The following is a 15788-nucleotide window of genomic DNA, read 5'->3' as shown; positions in this document are numbered from 1 at the left end:
CGTATGGTCTGTGGTGTTCCATGTATCCGCCTCCCGCTGCCGATGGACGCCCTTGAGAATGGATGTTAGGAAAACCTGCCTGCGCACAATTCTGTAACGCTCGGGCGAGCACCGCTCCGGTAGAAGGCTGGGTTTCACGCCTTTGAACTGGCGTCGCTGTCCGGGATTGGAATGCTCAGTAGAGAAATAGGAGAAACCCCGAGAAACATAGACAGTGCATAAGTTAGTTGCGCCGAGGTGTTGACTAGGCCGGACACGAGTGGCGTTATGTCTGCATCGTCGGCGATGATGCGATTGATTAGTTTGCCTACATGATCGGGTTCCTGCGGATTGATAAAAGCGGAAAGCACTGCGTTAGCGCGCTTATTGGCTTGCAGGGTCTCCGATGTGACGACGGGCGGCTGAACCTTCCTTGAAAAGATCTCGGAAACTGGGTCGTCTGACTGCACAGCTGCTTCGATGGTCGTGAGAGCTTGCAGTGTAGGGAGCGGCTGGAGACTGAAATTTCCCCCGTTGTCGCCAGCTGGCATTATGAATGCTGCCAGATTTTCTCCGTTCTTTATATTCTTGTAATCCTCGCCTTGGATTTCGCCGATTACCGCCGCGCAATCTTCGATTAGCATTCCAAGGATATTTTGCTCCACATCCGCGTATCCAGCCATCGCGTCATCCATGAGGGGGATTATCTCGATCTTCTCGGGCCAGCTTTCAAGTAGCGATTTGGCGTGTCGACTCCATTTGAATCTCGCCGACAGCAATTCTGATCGGTTTAGGTGTAGCTGCGTGACCCTCTCCTTCTCTTGGTTCAAGGATACGGTGACCCCTGACGAAGGGATGCCGCAATGTTGTGTGTAGTCCCGTAGATTGTAAAGGAAGCGATACCCCTCTCGCGTGTCGAATGCGGTGGAAGTTGATTCCTTGAAGCTTTGATATTGCGAACTTTCTTCACCGAATCTGGACATCATGAAATCGCGTTCACTCTCTAGGTAAAGGCGACTGGCGGCAAGCCAGGTGGCGAAGCGTTCCATGAGAAATCCACCAGCCTGCCGCCAGTTGATTGTCCGAAAGCTTCCGCCGATATTCTCGATGTTTACGTAAGCTGAGAAGGTGGATTTCAGCTCGCCAGACGACCGCTCGAGGAATTGGAAAGTCTTCCTCTCTTGAAGGATTACGAATTTACTACTTACGATCTTGTATCGCTCGTACTCTGCCTTCGAAATATCTCGCAAGACGGAGACGGTCATACCCTTTTGTCCTGGTGCTTGCGCCCAGGTGCCTACGGCGTAGTTCTCTTCCATTAACGATCCCTCTCAAGCAATGTCACGTACTGGCTGAGTGGTTGAAGGTGTAGGAGACGGCCGGCGTATGGGATGAGGTCGCTCGGTCTCTGACCTCAAGGCGGATTAGATGCGCTAGGACTGCACGAAGTAGGGCGAACGGCAGAGGTTTCGAAGGGGAGGTGCGGCCGATAAGACCTACGGCTTCCTGGGTAAGGGTTGTAGCTTTCTTCCCTTGGTGCACGAAACCCGAACGAGCGTCGTATGTTTTCCTTAGTGAGGCTCGCAGTGTTTCTCGCGTATCGGGTAGGAAATACCGAATCTTCTTGGCCTCTGCCCACTGTCCGCCGGTCGCTATTCCGTCAGGCATCGATATCGAGGGAACGTAGTCTGTCCATGTTTCGTCGAAGAATTTCTCTTCCACGCGTGTGGAGGCGTAGTCTGTGAACTTTGCCTTCAAGCGAATGTGCGCCCCATCGAGTAGCTTATACTTCAAGGATTTCGCTTGAGATTCATTGAGGCCGTGCACTCTGATGAACTTTTCCCACCGTGGGGCCTGGTCCCAATCGTCCCAAGAGGTCGAGGCATCATAAAAGCACTGCGATAGTGTTTCCACTCCAGCTACCAGCAACGTGTAAGCTGCTGTAAGATCTCGCCCGAAAAGTAGGCAAGCGCCGTAATGCAGATCTACCGCTGAACTGATGGCGGCATACTCGGTTTGTTGTAGACTGCGCGCTTTGCCTAGAAAATCTCGAATTTCATCGTCGACTGCAAGGCTGGGCTCAATAGGGCCTATCAGGCTCCTATCTGGTAGATCGCCCACCGGCAAGTAGGTGATGCGGTTAGGGCGATCCTGCATGCTGATCGGCTGTTCGTTAAATGCCTCGATGCGGCGGCCGGTGATTAGGGTAAGGACTGCTGCCAGTTCTCTGGATATATCACCAAAAGAGGGTGTGGTCACCTGGTGGTCGCCGTCTTCTATCCAACCCACACTCGCGAGAAATCCAGGAGTGGAGCCAAGCTGATTAACCGGACCCACGGGCTCGAATCTGAAGAGGCCTTCGGCTTTCAGGGGTGTGGAACCTGGCAGAAGGATGCGGTGATGAACGTAACTGATGGTGCCGGTGCCGCGTTCTACGAGCTGATCGAGGCGTTGCATCCAGGAATACAAATTCTGCATCTCAACATGATGCCTCGTGCACTGATGGAACGCCATCGGTTTAGAGTTGGAACTTCAACTCGAGGGGTGGCACGGTCGGTGGCCTGTCCATTCTGCTCGTGAAGGCCTGGAGGCTCCAGAGCTGGACAGCGGTCTTACAGGGGTCACTGCCGCTCTGCGGTGTCTGTCACAAGTCGGCTCGTGAATCCGGCGTCGCGCAGGCGCTCGTACGCTGCGGCTACGTCATCGGGAATGTGCTGCTCGATCATGAATCCGTGCTTCGGGTAGATCATGAGCCGCTGTTGCGAGCCAGCCAACATGTCGATCACCAGGCGTGCGTCTCCGATCGAGTCGACGTAGTCAGCCAGGGTCATGGGTGTGGACGCGCTGACCCACTTGGCTTCGGGCCACAGCTTGCGTGCAGTCGCGTAGGCCCGTCGTTCCTCGTATGGCTTGCTGACCAGCAGGACGGACGACACGACGACCCCGTAGTCGTCGAGCAGTGTCCGAGAGAAGCGGATGTTCTCTCCTGTGTTCCGAGCCCGCGGCTCAACGAGGATGGCATCGCCCGGCACACCCAGTTCCATCGCTCGCTCGCGGTAGTGCTCAGCCTCGCCGCGCGGCATACGGTCACGTGTGGTGCGGCTGGTGGCCCCGGTGAAGACGATCAGAGGCATCATGCCCCGGTGGTAGAGATCAGCGGTTGCGTCCGCGACTCCGAGGTCATGACTTCCGAGTCCAATCGCGACAGAGCATGGACGCGGGTGATGGCCCATCTGCTGAAAGTCCCAGAGTCGTTGAGCGTCGGCCCAGGCCTGCGCTGAGATCACTTGTTCTCGCCCTCCGCTTTCGCCGAGTCAGGGACCTTGAAGTCATACGTCCAGGCGAAGCGCGTCGCTGCGTGAACGCCGATCGCGAACTCCACCACGGTGCCGTCGGCCGTGTAGGTCGTCCGGTGCAGCTCTACCACCCATTCCCCAGGGGCGAGCTGGAGGAGCTGAACTTCGTCCGCCGTGGGAATACGCGCGAACAGCGTCTCCTGCATGTGGTCAATCTCGTATCCGGCGTCGTACAGAACACGGAAGCCACCGCCCCGGCCGGCGGGCCCCGGCGTCGGGTCGACGATGCGCGTCCCTTCCACGTGTTCAGGACGGTAGTAGCTCGTCAGTGTGTGCGTCGGCTGTGAGCCCTCCTTGACCACACGCGCACGTGCGTAGACCTCCGCACCTTCGAGCAGGCCGTGCGCCTGCGCGACAGCGGCCGGTGCCGTCACACGGCTGACGGTCTGAGTCTGTTCGTTGCGCTTGTAGGTGCGTCCGGACGCCACACGGTCCGCGATGAACGCCACTTCATCGCCGTCCCGCCACTTGGCTTTGTCGTACCGCGCAATGCCGAGTCGTTTGAGCGGGGCCCGCTCGCGGACGACCGTGCCGTGCCCGCGCGACGACGTGACCAGCCCTTCGGCTTCCAACGCCTTGTAGGCCGCATGGACCGTGGACTTCGAGCCCTCGCCTGCTTCCACCAGGTCCCTGATCTGCGGCAACTGGGCACCAGGCACGTAATCGCCGTTCCTGATCTGTTCGGCCAGTCGGTCCGCTAGCTCCCGCCACTTGGGCGCCATATAGCACTCCTCTCGACACCGACCAGTGAAGCACAGTCCCAGGACTGTTGATAGTCCTGGGACTGTGCGGCATGGTCTTACTTGACGGCGCGCAGTCCTAGGACAGCGGGTCCGGAGCGTCCCTATGTGGCTGCTCCTATGTCGCCCGGAGGGCTCCGTGAAACGGGCTCGAAGGAAGCGCAGGCACCTTGACAACTACACACAGGGAACTGCCGGTAACCCGTGGTCCGCCTGCCCGAAGGGGTTGGAAACAAGGCGGAGAAGACCGGCGTGCCTCGTACGGCAACCTGATCGGTTCGAGACCGGTCCGGGGCACTTCGGCCACTGCTCAGTGGCCGCGCCGCGTGTGATGCGCGGCTTTCTCTAGCAACGGCGCGCACCCCCGGAGGGGCTACTCCGGGGGTGCTTTTCGGGCCGTTCCACCTGCGAGGGAGAACACGACCCAATGGACCACATCGTTACTGTTCAGGAAGCTGTTACCGCCTTCGCCGACGACATCGAGCCGACGGATGCGGAGCTGGACGCGATCGAGCGGGAGATGCCGCTGATTCTGGCGCGCGTCGACCTGCTCGACGCGCAGATCATCACCCTCGACCGGACCCCGACCGAACTGGACACCCGCCGTATCCGCCGCGCGCGGCGCCGGGTGCTGGTCGAGGGTCTGGCCCTGGTCAACCGCACCGCCGGCATCACGCTGTCCGGGGGTGCCGCATGAGCGCCCCGACCCAGAACTTGACGGCCGCGCACGCTGAGGTGAAGGCGGAGATCGCGCGGACCGACAACAAGACGGCGCTGTTGCTGGCGTTCATCGGCGCGGTGCTGGCGGGAGCCTGGACGATCGCTGCCGACCTGCCCCGGACCTGGCCCGCCATCGTCACGGGCGGACTCGGTATGACGCTGCTGATCGCGGCGGTCGGCCTGCTGCTGCGCTCCGTGCGCCCCAACCTATCCGGCCGGCACGGCTTCCCGCTGTGGGCCACCCTCACCCCCGAGCAGATCACCGACGCTGTCGCCGGCGACCTGGCCGCCGACATCGCGGGTCTGTCCCGGCTCGCGGTGGTCAAGTTCACCGGCCTGCGCCGCGCTGTCGACCTGACCCTGACCGGCGGCGCCCTGCTCGTTCTGGCCCTCCTGCTCACCGCCGGAGGTGCCCTGTGAACCGCACCGAGCTGACGAAGGTGCAGATCGGCGTGCTGACCGCCGCGTTCGTGCCGATGCTCGCCACCGGCGTCATCGGCGGTATCGGCACCTACAGCAACATCGGCCACGCCTACGGCCGCGGCACTGCCCTCGGAGCGCTCGGAGCCGGTGAGGGCGCCACCGCCGTGCTCGCCCTGGTCCTGCTCGGCTTGACCATGCTGGGCCAGTCCTCGCCGCGCGTTGTACGAGCCGGACTGTGGGCGCTGCCCGCTGCCGCGTCCGTGATGGGCGCCATGGCCGCACCCGACCCCGCCCGCACCGTCATCTACGCCCTGACCCCGATGGGCATGTCCGTCTCGGCCGAGGGCATGGCGTTCCTCGCCCGGCGGATCGTGGTGCACACCGACGGCCGCGACGCTGAACACGAGCGGCACACCGCCGATCTCGTGCAGGCCCTCGCCTACCACCGCGCCCGCGCCGCTCAACACCCGAGCAACCGGGTGCAGTGGTGGTCGGAGCGAAAGTCGTGGCGCCTGGCCCGCAAGATCGGGGTCGGCGACACGGCGCTCGGGTCGAGGCTGCTCGACGTCCAGCGCGATCGAGTCACTGAAGGTGCCGATGCCGCCCTCGCGTCGATGTTCGCCACCCCGGCCCCGGCCCTCACCGCATCCACGAATGCGGAGGAATCTACCGAGACCATCAGGAAACGGTCTATGGCTGAGCTGGGGAAATCGACCCCTGCCCCGGCCGTGACACTGCCCCGGCTGTCGATGCCGGAACCGGTCGCGGTCGATGCGGGCAAGTCGATTCTTCCGCTCAAGTCGATGCCCGCCATCCCTGCCCCGACCGTGCGGAGCGTGGCAGCGGGATCGACTCCGCCGCGTGGGGTGACCGGTCGGGTTCCCGACGCGGCCCGATCGCCCCGCCCCAAGCGCACCCCGGATCAGTTGCTCGCTGAGGCACGGTCGGCGACGTCCGGTCTCGCCGACGCGAAGGTGACTGCTGAGGGCATCCGTCGCGCGATCCACACCTCACCGGCCAACGCCCGCAAGCTGCGTGATGCCCTGCTCGCCGAACGCGCCGCTACCGCTGTTGGAACGCCGTGATGTCCGGCGTCTACGGCAAGTGCTTCGACCCCACCGGGGCCCGCCACGGGATACCGACCTACCCGTGGCGCCTGGCCCCGGACGGGTTGGCCACCCGCCGGCAGTTACGCGCTCAGGGATTGCGTCCGGGCGGTCAGCCGATCGCCGCGCAGGCCATGCACATCAACCGCCGTGCTGGCACGCCGCGCGTCGCTTACCTCTACCGCGTCGACTGCGCGTTGCCGGTTCGGCCGATGACGTCGCGCAAGTGGGGCGCCCTCGCGCTGGCGATGCTCGCCCGCCAGACCTGCCCGTCCTGCCGGATCACCTACAGCTACTGCATTTCCCGCCGGCACGGCATGTGCGGGATCTGCATCGACGACAACCAGACCTCCCGGAAGGGGAGTTGACATGAGTAGGCCCAACACCCGTCACCTGGACCGTGAGATCGCCCTGACGGAGCGCAAGTTGGAGGCGGTCCGCAACGAGGAGCTGTGGCCGCTGACCGGCTCCGAGCGCCGCCAGGTCCTGGGGGCGCTGGCTTCCGGCTCCTACCGCACGCTGCGCAGCAAGAGCACCGGACGGGCGGAGCGGACCCTGGACAGGGTGCGGGAGTCGGTGCTGAACCGGCTGAACGCCGAACTGGCCGCGTTCCAGAAGGAGCGGGGCCGGCTCGTCGCCGAGGCCGCCACCGCCAAGGCCGTCAAGAAGTCGTCGAGCTGGTGGTGACCATGGCTGCGACGCAGACGCCTCCGGGTGAGTGCCCGCAGTGCTGGGAGCACGCCTACAACAAGCGCATCCACCGCCCGCTCCGGCCGCGCCAGGACTGCCCGCAGTGCGTGGACCACATGGCCCACGGCTGCCCCTACCTCACACCCAAGAAGGAATCCCGCTGGTGGTGACCACGCCCACCACGCCCCTGCATCCTCCTGTCTTTTCCAACTCCCGCCCTGCTCGGGGCAGTTCGGAGTCATCCCGTCATGTCTGAACCCGCCACCAACGACACCCCCGTGGGCACCGTCCACAACCTCGACGACCATCGCACCGCCCGCACGACCCCGGTCGTCGACCTCGCCAAGGCACCCACCGCCCCCGCTCCTGCCCCCGCGGCGGACGTGGACGAGACGCCGGCCGGTGAGGCGGTCGACCGGCCCGACAACCCCCTGGTCGACTGGCTCGCCCTCCCGGACGCCGACGTTCTGCCGGCGTGGGCACGCTCGCGTGCCTCGGTCGTCGCCAACGTGCAGGCGTTCGCCCGGCTCACCTGGTGGCACACCCGCTATCACGGCCTGCGCACCCCCAAGTACCTGGTCAAAACCGTCCTGCTGGCCGCCCGCGGCTTCTTCCGTGCCGCGGCCGGTCTGTGGCCGACGCTCTCGGCACAGGACCACACGGCGGCGGTCAAGGCGCTGCGGGCGCAGGTCAAGGCCCGGCCCGAGGACGTCGAGCTGGCGGTCCGGTTGCAGATGGCCCACTACACCCGCACGCAGTCCCGGCGTTGGCGTTTCGGGGCCGCCGCCGCGGCGGTCACCGCCGCCGCCATCGGCATCATCCTCGCCCCGCCGCTCCTGCAACTCGGCATAGCGGGCGCCGTCACCACCCCCCTCGCCTACCTCGGTCGGGGCAAGGAGACCCGGCTGTTGGACCAGGCGGCGCCGCCGCTGCGGGTGGACATGTCCGCCCAGCAGCTCAACGAGGCACTGCGGGCCGCCGGCCTCCTCAAAAGCGGCAGCGTCAAGGACGAAAGCGACCTTCCGAAGGTGTCATGCACCATGGGCCCGGTCCGCGACGGTCGCGGCTGGGCCGTGATCTTCGACATGCCGCGCGGTGGCGGCAAGACCGCCTCCGACGTCCTGGCCAAGCGGGAGGTGATCGCGCAGGAACTCGGGGTCGATGAGATCCAGGTCATCATGTCCCGGGTCCGCGCGGCCAAGGGCGGCAACGCCGGCCGCGTCTCGATGTGGGTCGCCGACGACGACCCCTACCTGGGCCCGCTCAACCCCTCCCCGCTGGAGAAGGTGGAGAAGTTCTCCATCTGGGACGCGGTCCCCTTCGGGCAGGACGCGCGCGGCAACCGCGTGGCGATCCCGGTCATGTGGCAGTCGATGTTCTTCGGCGGCCTGCCGCGGCGGGGCAAGACGTTCTCCCAGCGGCTGCTCACCGCGGCCGGTCTGCTCGATGCCTACGTGCGCCACTACGTCGCCGACGGCAAGGGCGGCGCCGACTGGAAGGGCATGAAAGCCGTCGCCCACCGCCTCATCATGGGCGCCGAGGACGACGCCATCGAAGCCCTGAAAGCGATGTTGCAGGAGCTGCTGGCGGAGATGGAGCGCCGTTTCGCGCTGCTGCGGGACCTTCCCACCTCCGTGTGCCCGGAAGGCAAGCTGACCCCGGAGATCATGGTCAAGTACAACCTGCCGGTCATCTTCGTCACCATCGACGAGCTGCAGGAGTACTTCACCGCGATGGAGCGCGAGGACCGCGAGCAGGTCATCAACGACCTGTGCCGCGTCGCCCGCCGAGGACCTGCCGCGGGGTTCGTGTCCAACTTCGCCTCGCAGCGGCCGGATGCGGAGTCGGTGCCGCCGAAGCTGCGGGAGATCATCACCATCCGCTACTCGACGCAGGTCGTCGACCGCACCAGCTCCGACATGGTCCTGGGTAAGGGCAAGGCCGCCCAGGGCGCCGACGCTTCCGTGCTGTCCGAGGACCACCGGGGTGTGGGGGTGCTGGTGACCGGTCCGGCGTCGTTCGTGACCGTGCGGGCCGACTACCTTGACGGCACCGGCTTCGCCGCCCTGTGCGCCAAGGGCCGCGCCCTGCGCGAGGCTGCCGGACAGCTCACCGGGGATGCCGCGGGCGACGTCACCGCCGCCGCGGATGCGGCCGGCCTGACCGTGACCGCGATCGTCTCCGACGCCCTGGAGGTCATGCGGCACTCCCCGCGCATGTTCACCACCGACCTCCTCGCCGGCCTCGCCAACCTCGACGAGGACGAGTACGGCGACCTCAACGCCGAACGCCTCGCCGCCGACCTGGAAGCAGCCGGCGTCAAGCGCACCAGCAAGCAGGTCAAGATCTCGGGCGCCAACGGGGCCGGCTACCAGCGCCGCGACATCGAGGCCGCCGTGCCTGCCGAGATCCTCCTCAGCACCGGCAGGTAAAGCCCCCCGGCTCTACCCGGGCCCCTACCGAGACCCCCTCTGCGCCGCCGTTCGCGGTCATCGGTGAGCGGCCCGGAGTAGAGGGGGCTCTTTACCCCGGTAGCGGGGCCGGTAGAGGCCCCTGACCTGCAAGGTAAGGCCGGTAAAGGGGGCTGAAGGGCCCCCGCCGCAACCCCTCCACAGCCCTCTTTCGAGGGTGTGCCCTGCCCGCTCCGCCGAGTCCCGGAAGGGAACCCGCATGCACTCCGAGACCACCCCGTCCGACGTCGTGATGACCGACGAGCAGGCATCCGCCGAGGCCGCCCGGATCATCGCTGACGCCTATCGGCCCACCGCCTACCGCGACGACACCCCGCCGCCCGCCTACGGCTCCACCCCGCCTGTCGCCCAGCCCGGACGGCCGCCGATGAGTCAGGGCGCCACCGACGCGAGCGCGCTCATGCTCGCCGGGGGCCTCACCACCGCCATGGTCGGTGGCACGGCCGCGGTGCTCATGTACGTGTCCCAGTTCGCCGACCCGCTCGTGTGCGGCCTCGTCTTCAGCGCCCCCACCGCCCTCGTGCTCGCTCTCGCCCGCCTCGTCGCCAGGGCCAAGCCCGCCCCGGACGTCCACCACCACTACGAGGGCCCCGTCTACCAGGACCGGCGCAACATCCACACCCGCACCACCGGCGTATGGGCCAAAACCAACAACAACCAGTAGCGACGCCAAGGGCGACCCCCGCATCTCGCCAAAGAACCGGGGCCGCCCTTGTCACCCAGCACCCTCAACAGGACTGGAGACATCCAGCATGACCGAACCGACCGACATCCGGCGAGCACCGGTCGTGTCCCGGCCCCTCAGGGTCGTGGACGCGTCCTCGACCCTGAGGGTGACCGGAGCAGGTAGCCGCGTGATCCCCGACGACATCGTCGAACTGTTCCGTGGACCTGGTGGCTGGGCCGAGGGCCTGCGCATGCTCGGCCTGACCGACATCGGCTTGGAGTGGGACACGGCGGCGTGCAAGACCGCGCACGCCGCCGGCCACGCCACCATCCAGTCCGACGTGGCCGCCTACCCGACCGACCCCTTCGAGCGCGTCACCGGGCTCATCGCGTCGCCGCCGTGCCAGGCCTGGTCCCGCGCCGGCAAGCGCGGCGGGCTCGCCGATCAGGCGCTCGTGCACCAGGCCGTCGACGACCTCGCCCACGGCCGCGACACCCGCGCCCACCTCCTCGCCCGATGCAAGGACGCGCGGTCCCTGCTCGCCGCGGAGCCGATGCGCTGGCTGTACGACCTGCGCCCCGAGTGGGCGTGCCTGGAGGAAGTCCCCGACGTCCTGCCGCTGTTCCAGCAGTACGCCGGCATCCTGCGCGGCTGGGGCTACAGCGTGTGGGTCGGCGTCCTCAACGCTGCCGACTACGGCGTGCCGCAGACCCGGAAGCGGGCGATTCTCCTGGCCTCCCGCATCCGTCGTGTGAGCGCGCCCGATCCGACGCACGCCAAGAGCCCGGCGATCGATCTGTTCGGCGGGCGCCTGGCGCCCTGGGTGTCCATGGCCGACGCGTTGGGTCTGCCGTGCGGTGTCACCGTCAACACGCGCGGCGACCGTCCCACGAACAGGCGAGGGCGGGCGGCCGGTGGCAACGAGTTCTCGGCCGACGGCCCGAGCAACGCGCTGACCGGCCGGGCGCGCTCCTGGAAGCTGCGCAGCGGGCAGGGCTGGAAGTTGCCCTCCGGCGACGTCGAACGCTACGAGCGCGCGCTGAGCGAACCCTCCTTCACCATCACCAGCACCGCGAACCGCTGCAAGTGGGTGGGAGACGGCGTCGAGGAACGCAACCTGACGCTCGCGGAAGCGGCGATCCTCCAATCGTTCCCCGCCGATCACCCCTTCCACGGGACCCGAACCAAGCAGTTCGAGCAGGTCGGCAACGCCGTGCCCCCACTGCTCGCCGCCCACATCGCCTCCGTGGCCACCGGCATCCCGGTCCGATCCACCGTGGAGGCGGCCGCATGAGCGAGCATCTGCGTACAGCCCTCGCCCTCGCAGCGGCCGGCGTGCCGCCGCTGCCGCTGCGGGCTGGGAAGGTGCCGTTCGGCAACTGCCGCACCTGCGCCCGGAACACGTGCGGCGGCCGGCCGAACATGAAGACCCCGGGCCCCTGCACCTGCCCGCGTCCGTGCCACGCCTGGGCCGCCGCCACCACCGACCCCGCCATCCTGCGCTCCCGAGAATGGGCGAGGGCGTGGCGCGAAGCGGCAGCGGTTGCTTACCACCCTGGCGGCGCCGGGCTGACCGTCCTCGACCTCGACAACACAGAAGCCCTCATCTGGGCCCGCGCGACCCTGCCCGCGACCCGCACTGTGAAGACGACGCGCGGTGAGCACTGGATCTACCAGGACGTCATGCAGTCTGCCAACGCGGTCCGGCCCGGCGTCGACGTCAAGTCCCTTATGGGATACGCCCGTTGGCTCGGTCCCGGCACCGGGGTCATGGCCGCTCTCCCGGACGCTGTACGCGCACTGGCGGTAAGGGAGCCGTCCCCTGCCCGCAGGGCGCCACAGACGCCCACAGTGCCTCTCAGGAGCGGACAGGGGGCGTGCCGCCACCGCACGCCCACATATCTGGATCGTGGGATCGCCATGGCGGAGCAGCGCATCACCGAGGTTCGCAGCGGCGTGCACGCCACCGTCTATCGCACGTTCCTCGCCGTGCTGTCCGCCCACGGCGGGTGCGGCTGCCTCACCGACACCCACGTCGCGCGGCTGTTCACCGCCGCGCAGGCCAAGGGCGAGTCAGCGAGGCACTGCACCGATGCGTGGACCAACGCCCTGACCAGGTTGGGACTGTGAGCATGTCCGACGACGAGAAGAACCCGGCACGCCAGGTCATCACCGACTACGCGCAATCCCATTTCCGGTACTTCCGCACCGCTGACGGCACCGTGTACGCGCAGAAGAACGGCCACCCCGTGGCACGTCCGATCCGCTCCCAGGGCACCACCGGCAGCCACCGCCAGGAACTCATGGTCGGCCTGTTCCGGGACGGGGTTGGGGTGTTCAACGGGACCGCGCTCAAGGAGGCGTTGGACTTGATCGAAGCCCTCGCGCTGGTCGAGGACGTACAGCCCGTGCACATCCGCGTCGCCCCCGGATACGACGGAGCGACGTGGCTGGACCTCGGGCGTAACGACGGACAGTCCGTCCGTATCCACCCCACCGGCTGGGACATCACCGTCCCCGACCCGCGGGAAGTCTGCTGGCGGCGCACCCAGCTCACCGGCGAACTGCCCCTGCCCGCCAAGGACACCGACGGCAAGGGCATCGATCTCCTGATGCGGCTGTGCAACTTCGCCAACGCGGAAACCGAATGCCTGGCCATCGCCTGGCTGATCGGCTGCCTCGGACCGTCCGTGCCCGTCCCCGCACCGTTCCTCACCGGTCCCCAGGGCGCGGGGAAATCCACCGGAGGGCGGATGCTCGTACGCATCATCGAGGGCATGAGCGGCGACCTGCGCCGCGCCCCGAAGGATGAGGAGAACCTGATCGCGGCGGTTGCGGCCGGCTGGGTCACCGCCCTGGACAACCTCTCCCACATGACACCGGACCTGTCCGACGCCATGTGCTGCATCGTCACCGGCGCCGAAAGCGTCAAACGGGCCCTGTTCACCGACGGGGACGTGTTCCGCGTCGGCTACCGCCGCCCCCTGCTGTTGACCGGTATCGACGTGGGCGTCATCCGGCCCGACCTCGCCGAACGGCTCCTGCCGTTGCGTTTGGAGCGGCCTCGGGTGCGACGCACCGAGGCGGAACTGTGGGCGGACTACGCGGAAGTCTTGCCCGTGGTGCTGGGATCGCTCCTGGACCTCACGGTCAAGGTCCGCGCGGTCGACACGGAGACCCCCACGGACCTGCGGATGGCGGACTTCGCGCACCTGTGCGCGCAGCTCGACGCGGCGACCGGCCTCGGGGCGCTCACCGCCTACCGGGCCAGTCTCGACGACCTCAACGACGACGTCATTGAGGGCGATCTCCTCGCGCAGACCGTTCTCAGGCACGCCGCGGACGTCGAGCCGGGCATTGAGCAGCGGATGACGTCCACGGAGTGGCTGCACTGCCTCACCCGCCTCTACGCCGGCGAGGACTTCCGTCCCCTGCCCAAGGGGTGGCCGACCACAGGCAAAGTCCTCTCCGACCGGCTCAAGCGACTTCAACCCACCCTTGCCGCCCGGGGCGTGCTCATCGACTCGGGCCGCACCAGGGAGGGCCGCTACATCGAGTTGACCCGCTCGCCCGTCCAGCCTCCGCACGAGCAGCAGGCGTTCTGACCGGCATCGCTTCCGACCGTACGAGCAAGAGGAGCACCACCGGCCAGGCGTGCTCCTCTTGCTGTTCGGCGGCGCCGCCGCCCTGCTCAGGACGTGCCGCGTAGCGGGCTCCTTCTTCACGTCCTGAGGCGCACCGCACCACCACAGACACCCCCTCTTTTTTCCTAAGTAGGAAGCGCTGCGTCACCTGCGTCACGGCCACCCTGAAAACAGCTGGTGACCTGCGCATACAGGCGTGACGCAGACGGCCGCTCGCTGCGTCACGCCGCGTCACCCGCGTCACGCGCGACGGAGAGCCTGCGTCACAGGTGACGCACCCCCACCCCGCTGCGTCACCCCAAACCCGCAGGTCAGAAGCCTGAATGACGCACGTGACGCTGTGACGCAGAAATCCGCACCTCGGACAGACGCGCCAAGTCCCCCTGGAGTCCATATGGCAAAGCCGACGGCCCCCGGCCCCCTCGCCTCTCTCCGAGGCGGCCTCCCCGACCGGTACCTCACCCCCGACGACGTCGCCGAGATGTTCGGTGTACCGCTCGAAACCGTCTACCAGTGGCGCAGGAAGCGCACCGGCCCCCTCGGCTTCCGTATCGGTAAGCACCTCCGCTACGACCCCGCCGACGTGCGCGCCTACGTCGTTCAGCGCAAGAGCGCCTGCCAGGGCGCTGCGTAGCCAACCACCCCCAGACAGCAGGGAGAGCCGCCGCGAGCGGCTCTCCCTGCTGCATGTCGAGAGGACCGCCGCCGTATGGCCGGCCACATCCAAGACCGTTGGTACAAGACCGAGACGGCACTCAATGGCAAGACGGTCAGGTCAAAGACCGACCGATACGGGACGGGCATGCGCTACCGGGCCCGCTACGTTGCCCCAGATGGGAGCGAACGCAGCAAGTCCTTCCCGGACAAGCAGAAGCGACTCGCAGAGGCGTGGCTGACGCAGATCGCGGCTGACATGACCCGCGGCCAGTACGTCGACCCGTCGGCCGGCAAGGAGACGTTCAGGGAGTTCGCCACTCGGTGGTTGGCATCCCAGACCACGGACCCTTCCACCATCGTGAACATGGAGCTGAGGTTCCGGCTGCACGCCTTCCCCTACATCGGCTCTCGCTCCCTGAGCGCATTCCAGCCCGCCCATATCCGTACGTGGGCACGCGCCCTTGCGGATTCCGGGATGGCAGCGTCGTATCAGCGGACCGTCTTCGCCAACGTCTCCGCCGTGTTCGGTGCCGCCGTGGACGACGGAATTCTGACCCGGAACCCCTGCCGTGCAGGTTCCGTGCGGGCCCCCAAGCTGGATCGGCGGACACTCAAGCCGTGGACACGGGATCGGGTGGTCGCGGTCCGAGGCGGACTTCCGAGTCAGTACGCGACGGTCGTCGACCTCGGTGCCGGATGCGGCTTGCGGCAAGGGGAGATCTTCGGGCTCGCGGTCGACGAGGTCGACTTCGTCGGGGGAGCGGTGCACGTCATGCGGCAGGTCAAGCTGATCGGGCCGCAGATGGTGTTTGCCCCGCCCAAGGGCGGCAAGCTGCGGGACGTGCCGCTGCCCGACGTGGTGTCGGATGCGCTGGCCGCGCATGTCACCCACCGGCCGCCTATCGACGTCACTCTGCCGTGGAAGACCCCGGACGGCCCGCCGGTCACAGCGAAGCTGCTGTTCTACTCGCGGGAGCGTAAGGCGCTGAACAGGAACTACTTCAACATGTACCTGTGGAAGCCCGCGCTGATTGCTGCCGGCGTCATCCCGGAACGGGTGCCGGGGGAGCGGTTCAAACCGTCACGTGAGCACGGCATGCACGCATTGCGGCACTACTACGCGTCGGTGCTGCTGGATTCGGGGGAGAACATCAAGGCCCTGGCCGAGTACCTCGGTCACTCCGACCCGGGATTCACGCTCCGGACGTACACACACCTCATGCCGAACAGTCGTGACCGTGCCCGTAGGGCCATCGACGTCGCGTTCGGCGTACCGGATGCGGTCACCGGCCCCGGCGAAGCCGATGCGCTGACCTGAGCGGTAGCGGGCCGTAG

General features: G+C 66.7%; 17 protein-coding genes. 13 read left to right on the top strand and 4 right to left on the bottom strand.

Annotated features, from left to right (window positions below):
- Positions 1–134: 134 nt before the first annotated feature.
- The 4 genes from ACFYRX_RS32125 to ACFYRX_RS32110 all read right to left on the bottom strand — a co-directional run bounded on the left by ACFYRX_RS32125 (position 135) and on the right by ACFYRX_RS32110 (position 4057).
- The gene (locus tag ACFYRX_RS32125; RefSeq protein WP_389107260.1) at positions 135–1298 is read right to left on the bottom strand and encodes a hypothetical protein; all 1164 of its coding nucleotides are present in this window, start codon (positions 1296–1298) and stop codon (positions 135–137) included.
- Between the two features lie 22 nt (positions 1299–1320).
- Entirely contained in the window at positions 1321–2457 is a 1137-nt protein-coding gene (locus tag ACFYRX_RS32120) for a hypothetical protein (RefSeq protein WP_389107258.1), read from the bottom strand.
- Between the two features lie 143 nt (positions 2458–2600).
- Positions 2601–3266 (bottom strand): YdcF family protein, encoded by a 666-nt coding sequence (locus tag ACFYRX_RS32115; RefSeq protein ID WP_389107255.1) that lies wholly within the window; start codon positions 3264–3266, stop codon positions 2601–2603.
- A complete protein-coding gene (locus tag ACFYRX_RS32110; RefSeq protein ID WP_389107253.1) occupies positions 3263–4057 on the bottom strand; it encodes a GntR family transcriptional regulator in 795 nt (264 codons plus the stop codon). The genes ACFYRX_RS32115 and ACFYRX_RS32110 overlap by 4 nt, the downstream gene beginning before the upstream one ends.
- 445 nt (positions 4058–4502) lie before the next feature.
- Here ACFYRX_RS32110 and ACFYRX_RS32105 point away from each other — a divergent pair, with 445 nt between their 5' ends.
- The 13 genes from ACFYRX_RS32105 (at position 4503) to ACFYRX_RS32045 (ending at position 15771) form a co-directional block, all read left to right on the top strand.
- A complete protein-coding gene (locus ACFYRX_RS32105) occupies positions 4503–4772 on the top strand; it encodes a DUF6284 family protein (protein ID WP_389107251.1) in 270 nt (89 codons plus the stop codon).
- Entirely contained in the window at positions 4769–5215 is a 447-nt protein-coding gene (locus ACFYRX_RS32100; protein WP_389107248.1) for a Pycsar system effector family protein, read from the top strand. Before ACFYRX_RS32105 ends, ACFYRX_RS32100 begins: the two co-directional genes overlap by 4 nt.
- Positions 5216–5271: 56 nt before the next feature.
- Complete coding sequence (locus tag ACFYRX_RS32095; RefSeq protein ID WP_389107538.1) at positions 5272–6303, top strand: conjugal transfer protein; 1032 nt, start codon at positions 5272–5274, stop codon at positions 6301–6303.
- On the top strand, positions 6303–6692 hold the full coding sequence (locus ACFYRX_RS32090) for an RRQRL motif-containing zinc-binding protein (protein WP_389107246.1): 390 nt from the start codon (positions 6303–6305) through the stop codon (positions 6690–6692). Before ACFYRX_RS32095 ends, ACFYRX_RS32090 begins: the two co-directional genes overlap by 1 nt.
- A 1-nt stretch (position 6693) precedes the next feature.
- Entirely contained in the window at positions 6694–7011 is a 318-nt protein-coding gene (locus ACFYRX_RS32085) for a hypothetical protein (RefSeq protein ID WP_389107243.1), read from the top strand.
- 2 nt (positions 7012–7013) lie between these two features.
- A complete protein-coding gene (locus ACFYRX_RS32080; RefSeq protein WP_389107241.1) occupies positions 7014–7184 on the top strand; it encodes a pRL2-8 in 171 nt (56 codons plus the stop codon).
- 78 nt (positions 7185–7262) lie between these two features.
- Positions 7263–9446: an FtsK/SpoIIIE domain-containing protein gene (locus ACFYRX_RS32075; RefSeq protein WP_389107239.1), complete on the top strand. Its 2184-nt coding sequence runs from the start codon at positions 7263–7265 to the stop codon at positions 9444–9446.
- Positions 9447–9684: 238 nt separating this feature from the next.
- Positions 9685–10149 carry a hypothetical protein gene (locus tag ACFYRX_RS32070; RefSeq protein WP_389107236.1) on the top strand — a complete coding sequence of 155 codons (465 nt, stop codon included), beginning with the start codon at positions 9685–9687 and terminating at the stop codon, positions 10147–10149.
- Positions 10150–10402: 253 nt separating this feature from the next.
- Positions 10403–11446 carry a DNA cytosine methyltransferase gene (locus tag ACFYRX_RS32065; protein ID WP_389107535.1) on the top strand — a complete coding sequence of 348 codons (1044 nt, stop codon included), beginning with the start codon at positions 10403–10405 and terminating at the stop codon, positions 11444–11446.
- Entirely contained in the window at positions 11443–12282 is an 840-nt protein-coding gene (locus ACFYRX_RS32060; RefSeq protein ID WP_389107233.1) for a DNA primase, read from the top strand. Before ACFYRX_RS32065 ends, ACFYRX_RS32060 begins: the two co-directional genes overlap by 4 nt.
- 2 nt (positions 12283–12284) lie before the next feature.
- Positions 12285–13757: an ATP-binding protein gene (locus tag ACFYRX_RS32055; protein WP_389107230.1), complete on the top strand. Its 1473-nt coding sequence runs from the start codon at positions 12285–12287 to the stop codon at positions 13755–13757.
- A gap of 433 nt (positions 13758–14190) precedes the next feature.
- Positions 14191–14430, top strand: coding sequence for a helix-turn-helix domain-containing protein (locus tag ACFYRX_RS32050; protein WP_389107228.1), 240 nt, complete (start codon positions 14191–14193; stop codon positions 14428–14430).
- A 75-nt stretch (positions 14431–14505) separates the two neighbouring features.
- Positions 14506–15771 (top strand): tyrosine-type recombinase/integrase, encoded by a 1266-nt coding sequence (locus ACFYRX_RS32045; protein WP_389107225.1) that lies wholly within the window; start codon positions 14506–14508, stop codon positions 15769–15771.
- Positions 15772–15788: the final 17 nt, after the last annotated feature.

The sequence above is a fragment of the Streptomyces sp. NPDC005374 genome (assembly GCF_042872225.1).
Taxonomy (GTDB): Bacteria; Actinomycetota; Actinomycetes; order Streptomycetales; family Streptomycetaceae; genus Streptomyces.
Note: the sequence above shows the minus strand (reverse complement) of the source record. Positions and strands in the feature narration are given on the sequence as shown.

Excerpts from the sequence above, each read along its gene's own strand:
- ACFYRX_RS32125 (WP_389107260.1), bottom strand. The coding sequence starts at position 1,298 with ATGGAAGAGAACTACGCCGTAGGCACCTGGGCGCAAGCACCAGGACAA.
- ACFYRX_RS32120 (WP_389107258.1), bottom strand. The coding sequence starts at position 2,457 with ATGCAGAATTTGTATTCCTGGATGCAACGCCTCGATCAGCTCGTAGAA.
- ACFYRX_RS32110 (WP_389107253.1), bottom strand. The coding sequence starts at position 4,057 with ATGGCGCCCAAGTGGCGGGAGCTAGCGGACCGACTGGCCGAACAGATC.
- ACFYRX_RS32105 (WP_389107251.1), top strand. The coding sequence starts at position 4,503 with ATGGACCACATCGTTACTGTTCAGGAAGCTGTTACCGCCTTCGCCGAC.
- ACFYRX_RS32100 (WP_389107248.1), top strand. The coding sequence starts at position 4,769 with ATGAGCGCCCCGACCCAGAACTTGACGGCCGCGCACGCTGAGGTGAAG.
- ACFYRX_RS32095 (WP_389107538.1), top strand. The coding sequence starts at position 5,272 with ATGCTCGCCACCGGCGTCATCGGCGGTATCGGCACCTACAGCAACATC.
- ACFYRX_RS32090 (WP_389107246.1), top strand. The coding sequence starts at position 6,303 with ATGTCCGGCGTCTACGGCAAGTGCTTCGACCCCACCGGGGCCCGCCAC.
- ACFYRX_RS32085 (WP_389107243.1), top strand. The coding sequence starts at position 6,694 with ATGAGTAGGCCCAACACCCGTCACCTGGACCGTGAGATCGCCCTGACG.
- ACFYRX_RS32080 (WP_389107241.1), top strand. The coding sequence starts at position 7,014 with ATGGCTGCGACGCAGACGCCTCCGGGTGAGTGCCCGCAGTGCTGGGAG.
- ACFYRX_RS32075 (WP_389107239.1), top strand. The coding sequence starts at position 7,263 with ATGTCTGAACCCGCCACCAACGACACCCCCGTGGGCACCGTCCACAAC.
- ACFYRX_RS32070 (WP_389107236.1), top strand. The coding sequence starts at position 9,685 with ATGCACTCCGAGACCACCCCGTCCGACGTCGTGATGACCGACGAGCAG.
- ACFYRX_RS32065 (WP_389107535.1), top strand. The coding sequence starts at position 10,403 with ATGCTCGGCCTGACCGACATCGGCTTGGAGTGGGACACGGCGGCGTGC.
- ACFYRX_RS32060 (WP_389107233.1), top strand. The coding sequence starts at position 11,443 with ATGAGCGAGCATCTGCGTACAGCCCTCGCCCTCGCAGCGGCCGGCGTG.
- ACFYRX_RS32055 (WP_389107230.1), top strand. The coding sequence starts at position 12,285 with ATGTCCGACGACGAGAAGAACCCGGCACGCCAGGTCATCACCGACTAC.
- ACFYRX_RS32050 (WP_389107228.1), top strand. The coding sequence starts at position 14,191 with ATGGCAAAGCCGACGGCCCCCGGCCCCCTCGCCTCTCTCCGAGGCGGC.
- ACFYRX_RS32045 (WP_389107225.1), top strand. The coding sequence starts at position 14,506 with ATGGCCGGCCACATCCAAGACCGTTGGTACAAGACCGAGACGGCACTC.